At 57.6% G+C, this 17,634-nt stretch carries 18 protein-coding genes; 15 read left to right on the top strand and 3 right to left on the bottom strand.

What is annotated here, in order from left to right; genetic code table 11:
* Positions 1-476 precede the first annotated feature (476 nt).
* The 4 genes from UM93_RS05575 to UM93_RS05560 all read left to right on the top strand — a co-directional run bounded on the left by UM93_RS05575 (position 477) and on the right by UM93_RS05560 (position 2,538).
* A complete protein-coding gene (locus tag UM93_RS05575) occupies positions 477-920 on the top strand; it encodes a hypothetical protein (RefSeq protein ID WP_045074240.1) in 444 nt (147 codons plus the stop codon).
* Positions 913-1,197 carry a transcriptional regulator gene (locus UM93_RS05570; RefSeq protein ID WP_045074238.1) on the top strand — a complete coding sequence of 95 codons (285 nt, stop codon included), beginning with the start codon at positions 913-915 and terminating at the stop codon, positions 1,195-1,197. Before UM93_RS05575 ends, UM93_RS05570 begins: the two co-directional genes overlap by 8 nt.
* A 54-nt stretch (positions 1,198-1,251) precedes the next feature.
* Positions 1,252-2,193 (top strand): helix-turn-helix transcriptional regulator, encoded by a 942-nt coding sequence (locus UM93_RS17915; RefSeq protein ID WP_045074236.1) that lies wholly within the window; start codon positions 1,252-1,254, stop codon positions 2,191-2,193.
* A gap of 117 nt (positions 2,194-2,310) precedes the next feature.
* Complete coding sequence (locus UM93_RS05560) at positions 2,311-2,538, top strand: hypothetical protein (RefSeq protein WP_045074235.1); 228 nt, start codon at positions 2,311-2,313, stop codon at positions 2,536-2,538.
* Positions 2,539-2,816: 278 nt separating this feature from the next.
* On the opposite strand, the gene UM93_RS05555 is transcribed toward UM93_RS05560, so the two are convergent.
* Positions 2,817-3,179, bottom strand: a complete 363-nt coding sequence (locus tag UM93_RS05555) for a VOC family protein (RefSeq protein ID WP_045074233.1) — start codon at positions 3,177-3,179, stop codon at positions 2,817-2,819.
* 100 nt (positions 3,180-3,279) lie between these two features.
* On the opposite strand from UM93_RS05555, the gene UM93_RS05550 reads away from it, so the two are divergent.
* Positions 3,280-4,416, top strand: a complete 1,137-nt coding sequence (locus UM93_RS05550; protein ID WP_045074231.1) for a class I SAM-dependent methyltransferase — start codon at positions 3,280-3,282, stop codon at positions 4,414-4,416.
* 4 nt (positions 4,417-4,420) lie between these two features.
* Here the strand turns inward: UM93_RS05550 and UM93_RS05545 are convergent, their stop codons facing one another.
* On the bottom strand, positions 4,421-5,308 hold the full coding sequence (locus UM93_RS05545) for an aminoglycoside phosphotransferase family protein (RefSeq protein WP_045074230.1): 888 nt from the start codon (positions 5,306-5,308) through the stop codon (positions 4,421-4,423).
* Positions 5,309-5,450: 142 nt separating this feature from the next.
* Between UM93_RS05545 and UM93_RS05540 the strand changes: the two genes are divergently transcribed.
* Positions 5,451-6,653 carry an ROK family transcriptional regulator gene (locus tag UM93_RS05540; protein WP_045074228.1) on the top strand — a complete coding sequence of 401 codons (1,203 nt, stop codon included), beginning with the start codon at positions 5,451-5,453 and terminating at the stop codon, positions 6,651-6,653.
* Positions 6,654-6,688: 35 nt separating this feature from the next.
* Here the strand turns inward: UM93_RS05540 and UM93_RS05535 are convergent, their stop codons facing one another.
* Positions 6,689-8,317: an AMP-binding protein gene (locus tag UM93_RS05535; protein ID WP_045074226.1), complete on the bottom strand. Its 1,629-nt coding sequence runs from the start codon at positions 8,315-8,317 to the stop codon at positions 6,689-6,691.
* A 128-nt stretch (positions 8,318-8,445) separates the two neighbouring features.
* Here UM93_RS05535 and UM93_RS05530 point away from each other — a divergent pair, with 128 nt between their 5' ends.
* The 9 genes from UM93_RS05530 (at position 8,446) to metE (ending at position 17,632) form a co-directional block, all read left to right on the top strand.
* Positions 8,446-9,444 (top strand): AAA family ATPase, encoded by a 999-nt coding sequence (locus tag UM93_RS05530; RefSeq protein ID WP_199921812.1) that lies wholly within the window; start codon positions 8,446-8,448, stop codon positions 9,442-9,444.
* Positions 9,445-9,448: 4 nt separating this feature from the next.
* Complete coding sequence (locus tag UM93_RS05525; protein WP_045074224.1) at positions 9,449-10,336, top strand: DUF58 domain-containing protein; 888 nt, start codon at positions 9,449-9,451, stop codon at positions 10,334-10,336.
* A complete protein-coding gene (locus tag UM93_RS05520; RefSeq protein ID WP_045074223.1) occupies positions 10,323-10,796 on the top strand; it encodes a hypothetical protein in 474 nt (157 codons plus the stop codon). Before UM93_RS05525 ends, UM93_RS05520 begins: the two co-directional genes overlap by 14 nt.
* The gene (locus UM93_RS05515; RefSeq protein ID WP_045074221.1) at positions 10,787-11,770 is read left to right on the top strand and encodes a VWA domain-containing protein; all 984 of its coding nucleotides are present in this window, start codon (positions 10,787-10,789) and stop codon (positions 11,768-11,770) included. Before UM93_RS05520 ends, UM93_RS05515 begins: the two co-directional genes overlap by 10 nt.
* Positions 11,767-12,780 (top strand): VWA domain-containing protein, encoded by a 1,014-nt coding sequence (locus UM93_RS05510; RefSeq protein ID WP_052663644.1) that lies wholly within the window; start codon positions 11,767-11,769, stop codon positions 12,778-12,780. The genes UM93_RS05515 and UM93_RS05510 overlap by 4 nt, the downstream gene beginning before the upstream one ends.
* A complete protein-coding gene (locus UM93_RS05505; RefSeq protein ID WP_052663643.1) occupies positions 12,777-13,553 on the top strand; it encodes a tetratricopeptide repeat protein in 777 nt (258 codons plus the stop codon). The genes UM93_RS05510 and UM93_RS05505 overlap by 4 nt, the downstream gene beginning before the upstream one ends.
* A 90-nt stretch (positions 13,554-13,643) precedes the next feature.
* Positions 13,644-14,057, top strand: coding sequence for a DUF1304 domain-containing protein (locus UM93_RS05500; RefSeq protein WP_045074218.1), 414 nt, complete (start codon positions 13,644-13,646; stop codon positions 14,055-14,057).
* Between the two features lie 239 nt (positions 14,058-14,296).
* Positions 14,297-15,301, top strand: a complete 1,005-nt coding sequence (locus tag UM93_RS05495; protein WP_045074217.1) for a methylenetetrahydrofolate reductase — start codon at positions 14,297-14,299, stop codon at positions 15,299-15,301.
* Positions 15,302-15,310: 9 nt separating this feature from the next.
* Positions 15,311-17,632 carry a 5-methyltetrahydropteroyltriglutamate--homocysteine S-methyltransferase gene (gene metE, locus UM93_RS05490; RefSeq protein ID WP_045074215.1) on the top strand — a complete coding sequence of 774 codons (2,322 nt, stop codon included), beginning with the start codon at positions 15,311-15,313 and terminating at the stop codon, positions 17,630-17,632.
* Positions 17,633-17,634 lie beyond the last annotated feature (2 nt).

Genomic DNA, 17,634 nt, shown 5'->3' with positions numbered 1-17,634 from the left:
TCAAGACCTGGCTTGCGCTGACTCCGACGGTCTCGCCCACGGCGGCGAGAGAGCCCCGGCTTGTGGAGCTCGATCATCCGTTCGATGTCCTCTTGCGCGGCAGGCTGAAGCCGCAGGGCGACGCCTCGGCGCTTCAAAACGGCACTGATCTTGACGCGATGGCAGTTGAACTCTATTGCTAGTTTGTAGACCACCTCTCCCATTGCGGAGCGCTCAGTGATTTGGCGAACCCGCTCGTCGGAGACCCACGGCTGTGCCCTGCGTCTAGCGGTGATGGTCCGCTCGGCCCGATTTGGGCGGGCCCGCGCCGAGGGAATCGATGCGCCTTCGGCAGTTCATTTGCATGCTAGTCCCCTCAGCTCCACCAAAACATTGAAGGTCTGCCACTACGGCAGACCTTCAATGCGTTAACGCGAAAGATTTCATTACCTGCCACTAGTTTCCATAACGGAAACTCAGATGCTACTGTTTCCACTATGGAAACTAACGATCCCGGCAAGGGTGTCTCGCCGGAAGAAGCGAGAGAACTGTTGAACCTTGCCAAGGGGGAGGAGTCTGCTACCAAGAATCCGCAGCTCTCTTGGTGGTTCTTTATTGTCCAGGCCGTTGCGTTGGCGATGATCTTTATTGCGCAAGTGTTCCCGGCTCCGTTTTCCAGCGGAGTGGCCATCCTAGGCATCTTGGTGGCCCTGATATTGGGTATTCGCAATGTCTTCTACCGGCGTGGCTATGGAGTGGTCGGCTTGGACGGCGACGCAGCTTTCCCGTACCTGCTGATTATGTTGGTACTCGCTGGCATCCCGGCGGTGCTGGCCATCGGTTTTGAGGAGTGGTGGCTATGGTTGGTGGCCGGCGTGCTGGCCGGCTTGGTGACCCTGGAGATGGGGCGCCGTTACCGCAAAGCAACAGGCAATGCCTGAACCGGTCTTTGACGAGCTCATCCACGCGCCACAGCGATTGCGGATCTGTGCCGTCGTCGCAGCTGCCTCTAGTGTTGAGTTCAGCGAATTGCAGTCACGATTGGATATTTCAAAATCGGCGCTCAGCAAGCATGTTTCGCAGTTGGTCGAGGCAGGGTATCTTAGAGAATCAAAGATCAGTCGCGTTGGGCGATCTCGGCTGAGTCTCTCATTGACCTCGGTTGGCCGGAGGGCTTACTTCGGACATCTCGAGGCGTTGAAACAAATCACCGGGTGATGACTCTCGGTGCCAGCAACGGCCGATTTACTCGGCCATAGGATAAGGCTTGTTATGGGGAAACATCGTCTATCACCGCTCGCCATTAGCGCGCTCCGGCATGCGGACCATCGGATTAGCACCACAGCCCTTGCCGATCAAGCCCTCGGCTACGAGGCCTGTCTCACCGCGATGAGCTGTCTCGCGCCAGTAGACAGCTTCTATATTGGCATTTACGAATCGGCGACCGTGCTGCGCGTCGATTTCATCGCAGAGAGCGGCGTTAGATTAGCAGGACATGAAATTCCTTTTGGGGAATACGGTTTGTCGCAACGAATAAAGCAAACCGCGCAGCTCTATTCATGGCACGAGGATAATGGGAAAATTTTGCGCCGTGGGGTGAAGTTCGGTGACCTTAGCCGAGCCACTCAAGATGCGCTGGTCTATCCGCTGATCGACCATCAAGGCGTGCCTTATGGGCTGATGGCCTTTCTGAGCTATCAAGAAAAAGTCTTCGATAAGGAATGCATTGCGGTGGGCGAGTGGCTGGCGGCGGCGCTAGCGATCAACCGAGATAACCAGTATGACCGGGAGCGTCGGTTGGCCCTTGACGTACTTTATCCGGAATACGAGCCTCCTCGAGGTCTGGTGGCTAATAGCTATCTTCGAGATATTGAGAATTTACTGGTCCCACTGGGTGAGAATCTAAAAAACGCGGAGCGGGGTATTGATGTGGATCGAAATCTGCGAAGCGCTCTGGAGATTTACCAAGAACTTCTGTCAATGACCAAACTTCATGGCGAGTGCTATCTAAAGGGACCGCTGGTCAGTGTTCTGGAGTTGACCGAGCGTGAAGTGGAAATCGCTCGATTAGTCAGCGAACGACGATTGTCGAACGCCCAAATTGCCGCAGAACTTTATATCTCAGAACGTACGGTCAAGGGGCACATGACAAAGATTATGGCAAAACTGGGTGTCCGGCGACGCAGTGACATTAGGCTGCCATCACAGGGTTGATACCCCGGTCGATACCCTGCGGGTACCTAAAAACGATACTTGACCGGGATTTACGCGCTCAGCAAAACTTCTTATAACCTCCAAACCGGGGGAATCATTATTACTGAGGAGTAATTAATGCGTAAATTATTGGCTACCGCAGTCGCGGTCGCGGCAGTTTCCATTCCATTGGTCACCGCTTCTACCGCTAATGCCAGTATTGTTAGTGGTGGGTATTACACCACCTCTGGCGCCTGTAACCAGGCAGGTAAGAACATTGTTTCGAACCCGAACGGCAAATTTGTTTCGTGGACTTGCGTCCGAACTACCGGCTCTGCGCCCTGGCACTTGCTGCTAGAGACCTAAGCAGCTAAGTTTGGATGGCGGCATTGTTGCCGCCATCCAAACACCGAGTCGAAGAGGCTGTGACTAGCCTTGCCGGGTCGCAGCGCATTGAGCGGGGTGGCGCGAGCCGCCGAGCGAGTTCGGCAGGGAGTCTCTAGGCTTCGACCATTCATGAAGTTGTTCCCACGTGAATGGTGGGGGAGAGCCCGACAGCTTTGACGGGTTCTTCCTCGTGTTGGAACAATCAAATCCGGTCGAATCCAGTTATAAGATAGCTGAGCTGGAGTTCAGGCAGCAGATTAATCGAGCTGGATGACCGACAAAATATTGCCGGCAGGATCCTTAAACCAGGCGATCAGCGGACCACCTTGGCGCATGATGCCATCCTCATCCACTCCCGGATATTCCTCAAAGACCGCCCCGCGTTCGCGGAGCTCGGAAACCGTGGCCACAATATCGGCGGTGGGGAAATTCAGGGCAGTGTAGCTCGCCGGTTCGTGATTCGGCTTAGGGTAAATCAAGTGATTTCGACCGGCCAGGTCCAGTTGTAGCATGCCATTCGACTCCGATACGGGAAGTCCGAGTTTTTCGCTATAGAACACCTTGGCCGCGGGGATATCGTCAGTAGAGAATCCGCTGAAGGTTTGGGATGCTTCGAACATGAGGGCTCCTTAGCTAGCTAGATAAGATCAGCCTATGCCGCAGCACCGGATCGGGCCATAGCGGGCGGAGTTCGTTGGCGGTTCGGACTAGGCTTACAGGGTGAATAGCAGCTTCGCCTTTGACCGTTTACGAAGGTCCCCAGATCTGGAGGCAGCAAATCTGTTCGCCTGGGATGCCTCCGACCTGTTGCTGATCGATGAAGCGGAAAAATACTCAGCCTTAGTAACTGCCAAGCAGTTAGTGGTGATCGGCGATAACTATGGTGCGCTGAGTCTGGCACTGGCAGCTCGTTACAATCTACCCAGCATTCGCGTCCATCAGGATCTTTACACCTCGGAGCTGGCCTTACAGAGAAACGCTCAGGAACTTGGCTTAGGCGCCGATTTTCGCCAGCTCCCGCTTGGTGCCGAACTGCTGCAGGGGGCGAAAGTCATTATCCTGCAGTTGCCTCGCTCGCTGGCCGAACTTGAGGAAATTGCCCAGCAGATAGCGCGCTACGCCGATGCCGAGGCGGTACTGCTTGCTGCCGGGCGGCTGAAACACATGAGTCTGGCGATGAATCAGGTGCTGGCCAAATATTTCAAGCAGGTGCGCGCGGGGCTCGCCCGCCAGAAATCACGCCTGCTCACCGCTGAGCAGCCAAGCCTGCCGGAACAGTTCCCCGCGTTCCCGCAGCAAAGCTATCTTGCCGAACTCGAGCTACAGCTCCGTGTCCATGGCGCGGTATTCGCGGGTGTGAAGCTTGATATTGGTACCCGCTACCTCTTAACGCACTTTTCCCCCGAGCTGCCCGAGAACAACATCACGGCGGTCGACCTTGGTTGCGGTAGCGGGGTGCTCGCTGCAGTTCTGGCCAGGCGTCAACCCCGGTGGCGGATTATTGCCACCGATCGTTCCTCCGCGGCGGTTGAATCAGCGCGGGCCACGGCAGCAGCCAATGAATTGACGATTGAAGTTCTGCGCGATGATGCCGCAGCTAGCTTGCCTTCAGCAAGCGTCGATCTGATAGTTCTTAATCCGCCTTTTCACGCCGGTTCGGCAGTGCACAGCGGGGTGGCCCATCGCTTATTCGAGGCGGCATCACGGTTACTCAAACCGAATGGACAGCTTTGGACGGTCTACAACCGGCACCTTGCGTATCGTCAGGCACTCAGCAAAGTCATTGGTCGCACCGAACTGGTCGCTCAGAACGCGAAGTTCGTGGTGACGAAGAGCTTTCGCGAGCTCGACGCTTAGCCTCTCAGCTTTCGTCGAGTACCGCGGCTAAGGTGTGCTCGCCGAGGGCAAGGAATTCGGCGCTGTCATCTGACTGGGTGAGCATCACGGTGGCCAGGTTCAGCGCCCAAGCGCGGGCGCGCTGCCACAGCTCGAGATCATCGATGATCTGCGGTTTCAACAAATCCCTGAACCGCTCCCGGTCAGTTTTTTCGAAGAGCATCCAGCCTGCTGCCAGGTCAATGGCCGGATCACCACAGCCCATGTCTCCGAAATCGATAATGGCGGCGATCTGGCCCTCGCTGATCAGAATATTTGCCGAGTGCAGGTCGCCGTGGAGCCAAAAAGGTTCGGCTTGCCATTCGGGAACCCGCAGAGCATGCTGCCAGCAGGTCATGATCTCCTGATAACGCTCAAAGCGCCCCGGGGTCACCCGCTCGCGAAATGCGGGGTCTCGCTGTCGTAGCGGCACCCCGCGGACTGGATTGCGCGGTGCGTTAGGCGGTGCTGGGCGATGGATGGCGTTGATGAACTCGGCCAGTTGCGTCGCGAGTCCGCCGTGCTCGCTTGGCGCGGACCGGATGGCTGGCTCCCCGTCGAACCAGGGTGTGATGCTCCATGCCCAGGGGAAGGTGGCGCTGGGTCTGCCGAGTCGCAGCGGGACCGGCAACTTCAGGCTGCTGAGCTGAGCGATCTGGCCTAGGTATTGTTGCTCATTGAGGATCAACTGGGCAGCGATCTCGCGTCGGGGCAACCGAATGAGCAAATCTTTTCCGAGTCGAAAGACGCTGTTGTCCCAACCATTCGCTAGGGTGTGAATTGGTAGGTGTGCTAGATCCGGGTGTTGTTCGCGAAGTAACTGGGCTACTAGTATTTCGTTGAGCTCCACTTCGGCGGCTGGCATGTTTGCCATTGAGAGGGTTTCCTATCAGTCGCTACCACGACCGAGAATACCTTGTCGCTGCTGTAGTCAAGGGATTTCGACGATTAAGGACAGGATTAGATTGCCAGAAGCTAAGGCGTTGATTCGCAGACGGGGTACCAATCTACCGCGCATGGGTGAATTCAATTTTTCGGTCATCCTGGATGCCATCCGTCGCAGCCCAGACGGCCTCAGCCGGGTTGAGTTGGCTGGCATCGTCGGCTTGGCGGCACAGACTGTTTCGAATATTTGTCGTCGCTTGTTGAACCAAAATCTCATCGTCGAGGCCGGGAAATACGGCCACGGTCCGGGCAAACCTCGCACCATCTTGAAGCTCAACCCGGACGGCATGTATGCGGTTGGCGTGCATTTGGACCCGGTCGAGATGAATTATGCCTTGCTTGATTTGACCGGGGAAGTGGTGGTGCATCGCACCCTACCGGTCACTCCGGATGCTGATTCCGCTGAGGCAGTTCGAGTGATGGCTGCCGAGATCGAGTCGATTCTCGATGAGGCTGGGATTGACCGCTCAAAGGTGGCTGGTGTCGGAGTAGCGGCCCCGGGGCCGATCGACGGTCCAGCTGGTGCCGTTATTAATCCTCCACACCTACCCCGCTGGGGCCGGGTGGAACTGCGCGAAGATCTGCATCGGGCACTAAAACTGCCGGTACTGCTGGATAAGGATGTCACTGCGGCAGTAGCCGCAGAAATCTGGGCCGGTGGCCAGTCCGGAACCGGTAGTTTTGCTTTCATTTATTTAGGTACTGGCATCGGCGCCGGGATCGTGCTCGACGACGACGTGATTCGTGGCAGTTCGGGCAATGCCGGCGAGGTGGGGCATATTATCGCCGACCCGGACGGACCACCTTGCGACTGCGGCCGTCGCGGCTGCATCAAAGTCACCTGCATGCCTGAAAATATTCTCGAAGAAGCAGCCAAAGCCGGAATTTCGGCGGTGACCAAGCTAAAAGACGCCAGCCTGCAGGAAGGTATTGCTGCACTGGTACGAGCTGCCAAAGAGGGTGACGTCACAGCCAATGCATTACTTGACCGAGTGGCAGAGCGATTTGGCACCGCAGTATCGGTGCTGACCAACCTGCTTGATGTCGACCACGTGGTCTTTGGTGGCCCGTTCTGGCAGCATTTCGAGGCCAAGTTCCTCGAAAAGTTGCCAGAACTACTCAATCAATTGAGCGTTATTTCCGCTGTGCACGGCTTGGAAGTTGTCGGCACCAGCGTTAGCCACGATGTCGGCGCGGTCGGTGCGGCTTGCCTGGTACTGGAAGACACTTTTGGTCCTAACGCCAATAGCCTGGTGCTCGCCGAAGGGGAGTAACCCCCCCGGTCTAGGCTGGGCGCCCGCGGGTTCGATTAGCCGAGTCCCAGCAGTTCCACTGAGCGTTGACGCATGTCCATTTTGCGTACCTTGCCGGTCACCGTCATCGGGAATTCGTCGACCAGCAAAACATAGCGCGGCACCTTGTGTCGGGAGAGCTTGCCAGCACAGAACTCCGCCACTGCGGCTTGATCCAGCGGCGCTGCTGCCGTCTTGAGCTTAATCCAGGCACAGAGCTCTTCACCATATTGCGGATCAGGGACACCGACCACCTGGACGTCGGCAATGCTCGGATGGGTGTAGAGGAACTCTTCGATCTCGCGGGGGTAGAGGTTCTCACCGCCACGGATCACCATGTCCTTGATCCGGCCGACAATATTGACATAGCCATCCTCACGCATTTCGGCAAGATCCCCGGTGTGCATCCAACGGGCGGCATCAATTGCCTCGGCGGTTTTCTCCGGATTTTGCCAATACCCGAGCATCACCGAATAACCACGGGTGCAAAACTCACCAGGAGTCCCACGAGGCACGGTGAGCCCGGTGAGCGGATCAACGATCTTCACCTCCAGATGCGGATGTACCCGACCAACCGTCGCGGTACGCCGCTCCACGTCGTCCTCCGGGCGGGTTTGCATCGACACCGGCGAAGTTTCCGTCATGCCATAGGCAATGGAGACCTGCTCCATATGCATTTCGGTCATACAGCGTTTCATCACCTCTACCGGGCACGGCGAACCGGCCATAATGCCGGTTCGTAGCGTCGAGAGATCATAATCGGCAAAATTCGGCAGGTTTTGCTCGGCGATGAACATCGTCGGCACCCCATAGAGCGCTGTGCACTTTTCGTCCTGCACGGCCTGCAAGGTGAGTGCTGGATCGAAGGTGGGCGCCGGTATCACAATGGCTGCACCGTGACTGGTGGCGCCAAGATTGCACATCACCATGCCAAAGCAATGGTAGAACGGTACCGGTACGCAGATCCGATCCTGTTGGCTAATAGCAATGGTTTCAGTGACAAAGTAGCCGTTGTTCAGGATGTTGTGATGACTCAGCGTGGCACCTTTGGGATAACCCGTGGTGCCTGAAGTGTACTGAATATTGATTGCATCATCGGCACTCAACTCAGTCATCCTGCGGATCAGCGCTGTGCCATCCTGGTCGGTGCCGGCCTCAATCGTCTGTTCCCAGCTTGGCTCCGCAATGTAGATCACCTCGCGCAACTCCGGGCACTCGGGTCGCACCGCGGTAATCAGTTCAGCAAAAGCTGAGCTTTTATAAGCGGTCTGCGAAATCAGCAGCCGCATCCCGGACTGGTTAATGGCATAAGCCAACTCGTGTTGCCGGTAGGAGGGGTTGACATTGACCAGAATGGCCCCGATTTTCGCGGTCGCGTATTGCACTATCACCCACTCCGCGCAGTTGACCGCCCAGATGCCCACCCGGTCGCCTTTGGCGATCCCCTTTGCCAGAAGACCCAGCGCTAATGCGTCCACTTCCTGGTTAAGTGCCGAATAACTCCATCGCCGTCCGGTCGCCACCTCAATGAGCGCCTCAGCATCAGGGAATTGCTGCGCAATTCGGTTGAAGTTTTCACCGATGGTTTCGCCTAGCAGGGCTGTTTGGGATGTTCCTGAGCTGTAGGAAAGCGCCTTTGCCGTCATGAATGACACCGTATAACGCACAGACCGCAATGGGTAGTGCTGCCCATTGCGACACCCGGCTATGGTTGGATTGGATTAGTTCGGATGAACCTGATCAAAAGAAAGCAGTGGAACAGTACGTGAACCAGATGACTGCGGCAGCCCGTATCGAAGCCCAGGAGCTGCAAGGGGCACAAGCCTTGCTCAATGCCGTTTCGCATAGTTTTGAGAATAAGGTCGTCGGCCAGAATCGGCTGCGCGAGACGCTGTTGATCGGGTTGATGACGGGCGGGCACATTCTCTTGGAAAGCGTGCCAGGATTGGCCAAAACCACTGCGGCGCAAACCCTTGCCGATACCGTGAGCGCCCAGTTCCGCCGCATCCAGTGCACTCCTGATCTGCTGCCTAGCGACATTGTTGGAACTCAGGTCTATGACGCGGCGAAAGGGGTGTTTAGTACTCAACTTGGACCGGTGCACGCCAACTTGGTGCTGTTGGATGAGATCAACCGTTCCAGCGCGAAAACCCAGAGCGCCATGCTCGAAGCAATGCAGGAGCGGCAAACCAGCATTGGCGGTGTGGTGTACCCGTTGCCAGACCCCTTTTTGGTCTTGGCCACACAGAACCCGATTGAGCAAGAGGGCACCTACGTTCTGCCAGAAGCCCAGATGGATCGCTTTATGCTCAAGGACGTGCTGGATTACCCTTCTCCGGCTGAGGAAGCTGAAGTGATCAGGAGAATTGACGCTGGAGTCTTTCTCGCCGAGGCCAAGCAGACGGCGGTGGCCAGTCTTGATGACGTGCGTCGATTGCAGGCGCTCACGCATCGGGTCTACATTGATCCGGCGATCGTGCGCTACATTGTCGGCCTGGTCTATGTCACCAGACATGCGGCCCAGTACATTGACCCGCAGCTGGCCGAATATATTGAATTCGGTGCTAGCCCGCGTGCCAGCATTGCTTTTTCGCAGGCCGCCCGGGCGCTAGCCCTGTTGAAAGGCCGGGATCATGTGATCCCGGAGGACATCAAGGAACTTGCCCATCGAGTGCTGCGGCATCGCATTATTCTCGGCTTCGCTGCGGTCGCCGAACAGGTGCAGGTAGAGAGCGTGATCGACGCAATTCTCGGCTCAGTGCAGACCCCGTAGTCAAATGGCACAGCTTTTGCAGAAGGTGAAGTCGAAGATGTTTATCTTCGCGCACCGTAAAGCGCGGGGCATGCTGAACGGTGAATACGACGCCATCTTTCGCGGCCGTAGCCTGGACTTTGACGACCTACGGGGTTATGTCCCAGGTGATGAAATTCGAGACATCGACTGGAAAGCCACCGCGCGCCACGGCTCCCCTTTAGTGAAACGCTATGTGGCGATCCGCAAGCAGACCGTATTGCTGGTCGCCGACACTGGGCGGAATATGGCAGCAGTGGCGAGCGGCGGCGAGACCAAAAAAGACATTATGGTGATGGCCCTGGGAGTGATCGGTTATCTAGCGATCAAGCATGGCGATACTGTTGGCCTGGTTTACGGTGATGCCGAGCAGACCGCGATGCTCCCAGCACGCGGTACCGAGGCGCATTTAGAAGCTTTACTACAGCGCGTTGACTCAACGACCAGTCTGTCCTCCGGACGATCTGAACTGACCGCTCAGCTCAGCTTCATCGCAAAGAATGTCCGGCAACGGCGGCTAATTTTCGTGGTGGCCGATGAGCATCCGGTGACTGCCGAGCAGGAACGGTTACTGCGCAGGCTGCGAGCGCAACACGAGGTGCTTTGGCTGGTGGTATCGGATGCCGATTTGAGCGGTGCCGACGCTCTTCGTAGAGATAGTTTCGACGTTGAGAGGCTGGATCCGGTGGTGTCGATTTTGACTAAAGATCCCCGCCTTGCCGCCGAATACACCGCTGCCGTCGGGCAGCGCCGTGCGCAGATCGTCGAGGCTATGGCACGCCAGGGAATCCCTTTGGAGTGGCTGGGGCACAGCAGCGAGGTTATGACAACCTTGTTTTCTCTGCTGGAGAGGCAACGACGTGCCGGGCGATAACAATACGCAAGGGTTCTTCCCACCGCTTGACTATGCCGCGCTCTGGCTGGTACTCGGCATTGTGCTGCTCGTGCTCATCGCAGCCTGGTATTTTTCCGCTTTTTATACGACCAGGGAGCGACCGGAGGTGGGCAGTATCCCGCTACCGCCCAGGAAACTGCTCTCACTTCGGCAACGTTACCTGAGCCAAATAGATCACGTCGCTGCACAGCACCATGCCGGGCAGCTTTCGGCACGCAATGCCCATCAGAAGCTCAGTATCTTGGTGCGTGCCTTCGCCCAAGAACTCACTGGAGTGAAAACCGAAAGAATGACGCTCAGTGAACTTCGGGCAGCTGGGCTGCCGGTCGTCGGGAACGCGGTGGAGTTGTTTTACCCGGCCGAATTCGGGGTTCAGGATGCGCAGAGCCTTGGGCACTCGGTCGATATTGCTCGAGAGCTGGTGGCACGATGGTCTTAACCTGGTGGTGGCTGATTCCAGTGATCTTGCTGGCCTTCGCCGCGCTGGCGTTCTTCGCTTTGCGCGGCAATCGTCAGGATCAGCAGAGAATGCCGGTGGCGCATGCCGAGCGGTTGACCGCGTTACCAGGCTATGCACGCGCCCTGGCGAGGCGCAGATGGTGGACCTTAGCTGCCTTAGTTGCGCTGCTGGTGTTGGTGCTTGCTGGTGTTCTTGCGGTAGCCCGCCCGGCAGAGCAGAACAGTATCCGGCCGGAGCAGAGCAACCGAGACATTGTGCTCTGCCTTGATGTCTCCGGTTCGATGATTAATACCGATGCCAAGCTGGTTGAGGTGTTCAGCGGTCTGGCTAAGGACTTTCGGGGTGAGCGGCTGGGCATGGTGATTTTCGATTCCTCTGCGGTGCAGGTTTTCCCGCTCACCGACGATTACGACTTCATTAATGAGCAGCTTAAAGACGCAAGTAATTCGTTGCAGAATCAAAGCAATTCCACCGGCTTTTTCGAAGGCACTTACAGTGGCAAAGGTTCTTCGCTGATTGGTGATGGTCTGGCCAGTTGCGTGAATAGTTTCCCAAAGCTCGGCAATGAGGCCCGTTCCCGTTCGATCATCTTCGCCACCGACAATATGCTGGTGGGCAAGCCGTTGTTCAGCCTGTCGGAATCTGCAGACCTGGCCAGCAAAAACAATGTCCGGATTTACGGCATCAACCCCAATGGTCCTGAGGCTTCGTCCTCCCGGGTCAAGGCGGGCCAGCAAATGCAGGCGGCGGTGAAGGGAACCGGCGGTGAGTACTACGTGCTGGGAGACGAAAATGCGGCCCGCGAGATTGTCGACAAAGTGCAGGCCACCGAGGCGAATAAACTGCAAGGGCGCCCGCAAGTGGTTTCCCACGACCGTCCGGAACTCTGGCTACTGATCGCGGGCGCGGCGGTTATTGCTTTGCTGCTGGCTAGTTGGAGGCTGCGACGATGAGCTTTAGTCCGGTAATCTTCTGGTGGTTACTGATTCCGCTCGGTGTGGCTGCGGTACTGGTCTGCCTGTGGTTTGGTTTTCGTGGGACCGAGCGGCTGGCCTGGATCCGACGCGCTGCACTTGCCTTACTGCTCACCCTGACGATGCTGAGGCCTGGCGTGGGTGGTGCTGATCTGAGCGCCGCCTCGGCGCAACTCGACGTATTCTTTGTCACCGACACCACGAGTTCGGTGATGGCTGAGGACTACGGTTCGGGAAAGCCGCGGCTGGACGGCATGAAAGCGGATCTGCTGGCCATTGCCGATAAACTGCCGGGTGCGCACCTGTCTCTGATTGGCTTTGACCAGCAAGCAGTAGTGAGGTTGCCGCTGACCAGCGATCAGAATGCTTTTGAGAACGCGGTGGAGGTGCTTGGTCCGGAAATCACCCTTTATTCTCGCGGTTCTTCGGTTACCGTGGCGGCTGAGATCCTGCGCAGCAGACTGCAGGCCGCGCAAAAAGCTCATCCCGAACGGGCCCGGGTGGTTTTCTACTTGGGCGACGGCGAACAGACTGCAAATACCCCAGCTCAGCCTTTTGACATTCCGGCAGGTCTGATCTCAGGTGGTGCGGTGCTCGGCTATGGCACCGCTGAAGGTGGCCGGATGAAGCGGAATAGCGGCTTTGGCGCTGCGCCGGGGCCGGGCTACATTCAGGACAATTCGCCCGGCGGGCAAGGCGACGCAATCTCTAAGATTGATGAAAAGCAACTCGGTCAGATCGCCGGGCAACTGTCGGTGAAGTATCTCCACCGACAAGCCGGAGACGGTATTGATAATGCGGTGGCCGGGGTCACCGGTGCGGCAATGAAAATTGAGGGCAACTCAAGTAGCCGGGCTCAGTATGAGTTGTACTGGATTTTCGGTTTGGGGGTGCTGGGCTTGGCCGGTTGGGAGCTATTCGATACGCTACGACAATGGCGGCAGATCCGGCCGGTGCGCCAGCGGAGTGCTGAAGGGAGGGCGCAATGAGTGCCACTTTGATTCCGAACAAAGTTCCTGAGACGATCCCATCGGAGCCTGCACCCACGCCGAAACCCGCCCGGCTGGTGCTGCGTCGCCGCTTGCTGATCTTCACTATTCCCTTGGTTTTACTGGTTCTGTTGATCGCTGGCAAGTTCCTCAGTGTCTCAATCGCTTCAGCCCAGTTGAATGCTGCTTTCGCCAGGGGAGACGCCGCCGGGGTGCACTCAGCGGCCGGGGTTCTGAAGTTCGCGAATCTACTTGAGCCCTATAAAGCCTGGTTTAACGACGGGGACGGCTACGTGCTGCAGGGCGATTTCGAGGCTGCTAAAGGCCAGTTCGAAGAGGCACTAAGACTCGCCCCGGAGAAAGAATCCTGCAAGGTGAGGGTCAACCTGGTTCTCACCCTGGAGAAGCTCGGTGATGCAAAAAAGGCTGCCGGGGACCAAAGCGGTGCTAAGGCGCTTTACGACAATGGCCTCGCTGTGACAGACCAAGCACCCGAAGGATGTTTCCAGCAGGGCAGCGAGGGCAATCAGCAGGGTGAGGGCCAAAGCTTGCAGGAGTCCAAAGAACGGCTCAATGAGAAGTCGCAAAACTCAGGCCAGAATCAACAGGACCCCGGGCAGCCGAATCAGAGCCCGAACTCGCCGGCTGATCCGTCAAAACTCGAGCAGCTGAAGCAACAACAGAAAGAAGCTCAGAAGGATCGTACTGACGGCAAGCAGGGCAGCGGCAATGTGGGGAACCTGCCGGATGATCCGAACGGGAAGCAGTGGTAAGCCGTGAGAGTGGAACCCATGAGGTATGAGGTTCGGCTGCGGGCTGTCCGGATGTCCAGATAGCGCGGTCAGAGCGCGTATTCTAAGTGCATGACCGCACTTTCACTGCCCTGGATCAGCGCTATCTTCGCTATTCTGGCAGGCCTAATTCACTGTTATTTCTGGTTCTTGGAGTCGGTGCGTTGGCGCCAGCCGGCGGCTTGGCAGCGGTTTGGTGTGAAAAATCAGGACGAAGCAGACACCCTCGCCGAGATGGCCTTCAACCAGGGGTACTACAATCTGGTGATTGGCATTGGCAGCATCGTCGGCGCCGTGCTGCTCTTTACCGGTGTTCCAGCGCTGATGTTGTTTGCTGCCGGTTTAGTGGTGATGGCCTGTGCCACCATGGTAGTCGCGGCGGTAATTCTGTTGATCAGCAAACCCGGGTTCCTTGTCCCGGTCCTCATCCAAGGCGTGGCTCCAATCATTGCATTATTCGGTTTTTTCATGATGCATGCGGTGTGAGTCGCACTTTTTCTTGCAAATGCTCGTAAGACTTTGTCTTAATTCGACTGAAGTTTGCTCTAGGTCGATGAGATTCCTAGAGTAGAGAGCGTACTAATTGTCAGCGACCCTCGTCAGCGAGGGTGTGGGTGCCCCCGTGTGGGCCTGACATTTGCCCGGTTCGTCCGAGTGTTCCTGCTAGCTGGAACGCTGCTCGGATGGCTGCCACCTTGGCATGCCTCAGCAACTTAGGATTGCAAATGTCCCCACCCAGTATTCTTGTTGACCCCCTCGAAAAAATCTCAGCCCAGCACCGGGCACCGGTTGCGCTCTCCTACGAGCTATTTCCACCCCGTACGCCAGCGGCTGTCGATGGCCTCTGGACCACAATCCGTGAATTGGAGAGCACCAATCCGGATTACGTCTCGGTCACCTATGGTGCCAGCGGATCAAACCGGGACACCGCCGTGGAACTGCTTCACAACCTGCTCAGCCAGACCACGCTAAGGCCGCTGGCACATCTGACCTGCATCGGCAACACCGCCGATGAATTAGCTGGCATCATCACCGAGTTGCTAGATGCCGGTGTACGCGGCATCTTGGCGCTCCGCGGTGATCATCCGAACGATGGCACCGAGGAGCATCCGGCCGGGGCGCTGAACTTTGCCCAGGACCTGGTGGAGCTAATTCGTCGAGTGGAACAACGTCGATCAGCGATGCTGGCGGCGGGGAAAGTGGCCATTGGAGTAGCGGCGTACCCGACCACCCATCCGGAGTCACCCAGTCAGCAGCACGATATTGAGGTTTTGCTGGCCAAGCAGCGCTCGGGGGCTGACTTCGCTATCACCCAGGTCTTTTTCCACCCGGAACAATACGCCGAATTGGTTCTCAAAGCGCGCCGGGCTGGCGTGAGCATCCCGATCATCCCCGGGGTGATGCCGTTTACTTCGCTCAGACGACTTCAACGACTGGCCGAACTTACCGGCGTCCAACCGGATGAGCGATTACTTGCTGCGCTAGCCTCGGCTGGCGACGACGCCGAACGCCGTCGGATCGGCGTCAGCGCTACCACCGAGCTCGCCAAGGCGGTGCTGGACGTCGGCGCGCCGGGAATTCACCTCTACACCTTCAACCAGCATCAAGCCGCGCTTGAGGTGCTGGACCGCCTTGACTTAGTCAGGCCCTCAGCGCCAACTTCCAAAAAACGGCAGCTCGGCGCAAAAACCACCCTAGACTCCCATTCCAATCTCGGCTCTTCGCACTAAGGACACATCATGACCGCAACCACTAACTTTCCCACCGCCTCAATTTTGGGCTACCCACGAATTGGACGACGCCGCGAACTTAAAAAAGCAGTTGAAGCTTATTGGGCCGGGAAAATCAGCCTCGGTGAGCTTGATACCGCTGCCAAAGAGGTGCAGCTGACCACCCTTAACCGGCTCCGCGACCTAGGTCTTGACCAGCCAGACGCTATCCCGGGCACTTTCTCCTACTATGATCAGGTGCTCGACACAGCTGCGCACTTGGGAGCCATCCCGGCGCGCTTCGGTGAGCTGCTTGATCACAATGGCGCGCTGGGGCTTGACGGTTATTTCACCCTGGCCCGCGGCAATGCTGAACAGCAGCCCCTTGAAATGACCAAATGGTTTGACTCCAATTACCACTATCTGGTCCCTGAGATCGCCCCGGATACCCATTTTTCGGTGACCTCGAATCGACTCATCGAGGACTTTGAATTCGCACTGGCTAATGGCGTGCGGACCCGGCCCTATCTGGTCGGTCCGGTGACTTTCTTACTGCTCAGCAAAGCTGCCGATAACGCTCCGGCAGATTTCTCCCCGCTCGCTAAGCTTGACGAAATACTGCCGATTTATGCTGAGCTCCTGCAGCGCTTGGCCCGCGCTGGCGCGGAGTGGGTGCAACTTGACGAGCCGGCGCTCGTGGTGGATGGAGAGTTGCCGGTCGAGCAGCTACAGGCCGCGGTAACAACTGCTTATCAGCAACTAGCTGCGGCCCCGGCTCGACCGAAGCTGTTGCTCAGCACCCCCTATGGTTCGCTCGACGCGCTGCTGGAAACCGTTGCGGCAGCGCCGGTGGAAGCCCTTCACCTGGACCTTTTCAAAGGCAAAGTTCCCGCCGATCTGCCCGGGCTGAAGAATGCACTGGCCGGTAAGACGCTGGTGGCAGGCCTGGTGGACGGGCATAATATTTGGCGAAATGATCTGGCCGCGGCGGCAGCGAAGCTCGACACGCTCAGCTCTGCGGGCATTAACCTTGCGGTGTCGACCTCGACCTCGACCTTCCATGTGCCGCACGACGCCGCTGAGGAGATTCAGCTCAATGAGCAGCTGCGTAGCTGGCTGGCTTTCGCCGACCAGAAAGTCGGCGAGGTGATCACCTTGGCTGGCTATCTGGCTGACGCCGCCTCGGCGCAGCAAGCAATCAGTGACGCTAGCCTGATCATCGCTGGACGCTCGCAAACACCCGGTGTGCAACGCAGCGAGGTGCGTCAGCGGCTGGCAGCGCTGAGCGCCGCAGACTTCAGCCGTGACGACTATGCGAATCGAGCTAAGGCGCAGCAAGAGCAGCTGCAACTGCCGCTGCTGCCGACCACCACGATTGGGTCTTTCCCGCAGACCGGCGAGATCCGCTCTGCCCGAGCGCGAGCCAATCGTGGCGAACTGGATGATGCTCAGTACCAGCAACTGATGCGGGAGGAGATTCGTCGAGTGGTTGAGCTTCAGGAAGGCCTCGGGTTCGATGTTCTGGTGCATGGCGAACCGGAGCGCAACGATATGGTGCAGTATTTCGCTGAGAATCTTGAAGGCTTTGACGTCACGGTGCACGGCTGGGTTCAGTCTTATGGCAGCCGCTGTACCCGGCCCTCGATCCTGTGGGGAGACGTCACGCGCAGTCAGCCGATCACCGTGGAGTGGGCAGCTTTTGCGCAATCCTTGACCGAGAAGCCAATGAAAGGGATGCTCACGGGGCCGGTGACTATTTTGGCGTGGTCCTTTGTGCGCGATGATCAGCCGCTTAAAGACACCGCCAATCAGGTAGCCCTGGCGCTCCGTGACGAAATCGCCGATCTCGAGGCGGCCGGGATCAAGATCATTCAGGTCGATGAGCCGGCGCTACGTGAACTGCTGCCATTGCGGAAGGCTGATCAGCCCGAATACCTCGATTGGTCAGTGCAAGCTTTCCGGTTGGCCACCTCGGGGGCCACCACTAGCACTCAGGTACACACCCATCTGTGCTATTCGGAGTTCGGCGTGGTGATTGACGCGATCGATGGCTTGGATGCTGACGTCACCTCCATTGAGGCCGCGCGGTCACGGATGGAAGTGGTCAATGACCTGCAGAGTCATGGCTTTGGCCGGGGCGTTGGACCCGGTGTCTACGATATCCACTCGCCTCGCGTGCCGGGCGAGGCGGAGGTGAGCGAGCTCTTGCGCACCGCCGTCGACCATGTGCCGGCCCGCCAGCTCTGGGTGAACCCTGACTGCGGATTAAAAACCCGTGGCTATATCGAGACCGAAGAATCGCTGCGGAATTTGGTGGCTGCCACCAAGGAAGTTCGTGCTCAATTGGTCTAGCA

Origin of the sequence: Psychromicrobium lacuslunae, assembly GCF_000950575.1 — a bacterium.
Taxonomy (GTDB): domain Bacteria; phylum Actinomycetota; class Actinomycetes; order Actinomycetales; family Micrococcaceae; genus Renibacterium; species Renibacterium lacuslunae.
This window is presented reverse-complemented; position numbering and strand designations above follow the sequence as displayed.

Excerpts from the sequence above, each read along its gene's own strand:
- UM93_RS05575 (WP_045074240.1), top strand. The coding sequence starts at position 477 with ATGGAAACTAACGATCCCGGCAAGGGTGTCTCGCCGGAAGAAGCGAGA.
- UM93_RS05570 (WP_045074238.1), top strand. The coding sequence starts at position 913 with ATGCCTGAACCGGTCTTTGACGAGCTCATCCACGCGCCACAGCGATTG.
- UM93_RS17915 (WP_045074236.1), top strand. The coding sequence starts at position 1,252 with ATGGGGAAACATCGTCTATCACCGCTCGCCATTAGCGCGCTCCGGCAT.
- UM93_RS05560 (WP_045074235.1), top strand. The coding sequence starts at position 2,311 with ATGCGTAAATTATTGGCTACCGCAGTCGCGGTCGCGGCAGTTTCCATT.
- UM93_RS05555 (WP_045074233.1), bottom strand. The coding sequence starts at position 3,179 with ATGTTCGAAGCATCCCAAACCTTCAGCGGATTCTCTACTGACGATATC.
- UM93_RS05545 (WP_045074230.1), bottom strand. The coding sequence starts at position 5,308 with ATGGCAAACATGCCAGCCGCCGAAGTGGAGCTCAACGAAATACTAGTA.
- UM93_RS05540 (WP_045074228.1), top strand. The coding sequence starts at position 5,451 with ATGGGTGAATTCAATTTTTCGGTCATCCTGGATGCCATCCGTCGCAGC.
- UM93_RS05535 (WP_045074226.1), bottom strand. The coding sequence starts at position 8,317 with ATGACGGCAAAGGCGCTTTCCTACAGCTCAGGAACATCCCAAACAGCC.
- UM93_RS05530 (WP_199921812.1), top strand. The coding sequence starts at position 8,446 with ATGACTGCGGCAGCCCGTATCGAAGCCCAGGAGCTGCAAGGGGCACAA.
- UM93_RS05525 (WP_045074224.1), top strand. The coding sequence starts at position 9,449 with ATGGCACAGCTTTTGCAGAAGGTGAAGTCGAAGATGTTTATCTTCGCG.
- UM93_RS05515 (WP_045074221.1), top strand. The coding sequence starts at position 10,787 with ATGGTCTTAACCTGGTGGTGGCTGATTCCAGTGATCTTGCTGGCCTTC.
- UM93_RS05510 (WP_052663644.1), top strand. The coding sequence starts at position 11,767 with ATGAGCTTTAGTCCGGTAATCTTCTGGTGGTTACTGATTCCGCTCGGT.
- UM93_RS05505 (WP_052663643.1), top strand. The coding sequence starts at position 12,777 with ATGAGTGCCACTTTGATTCCGAACAAAGTTCCTGAGACGATCCCATCG.
- UM93_RS05500 (WP_045074218.1), top strand. The coding sequence starts at position 13,644 with ATGACCGCACTTTCACTGCCCTGGATCAGCGCTATCTTCGCTATTCTG.
- UM93_RS05495 (WP_045074217.1), top strand. The coding sequence starts at position 14,297 with ATGTCCCCACCCAGTATTCTTGTTGACCCCCTCGAAAAAATCTCAGCC.
- metE (WP_045074215.1), top strand. The coding sequence starts at position 15,311 with ATGACCGCAACCACTAACTTTCCCACCGCCTCAATTTTGGGCTACCCA.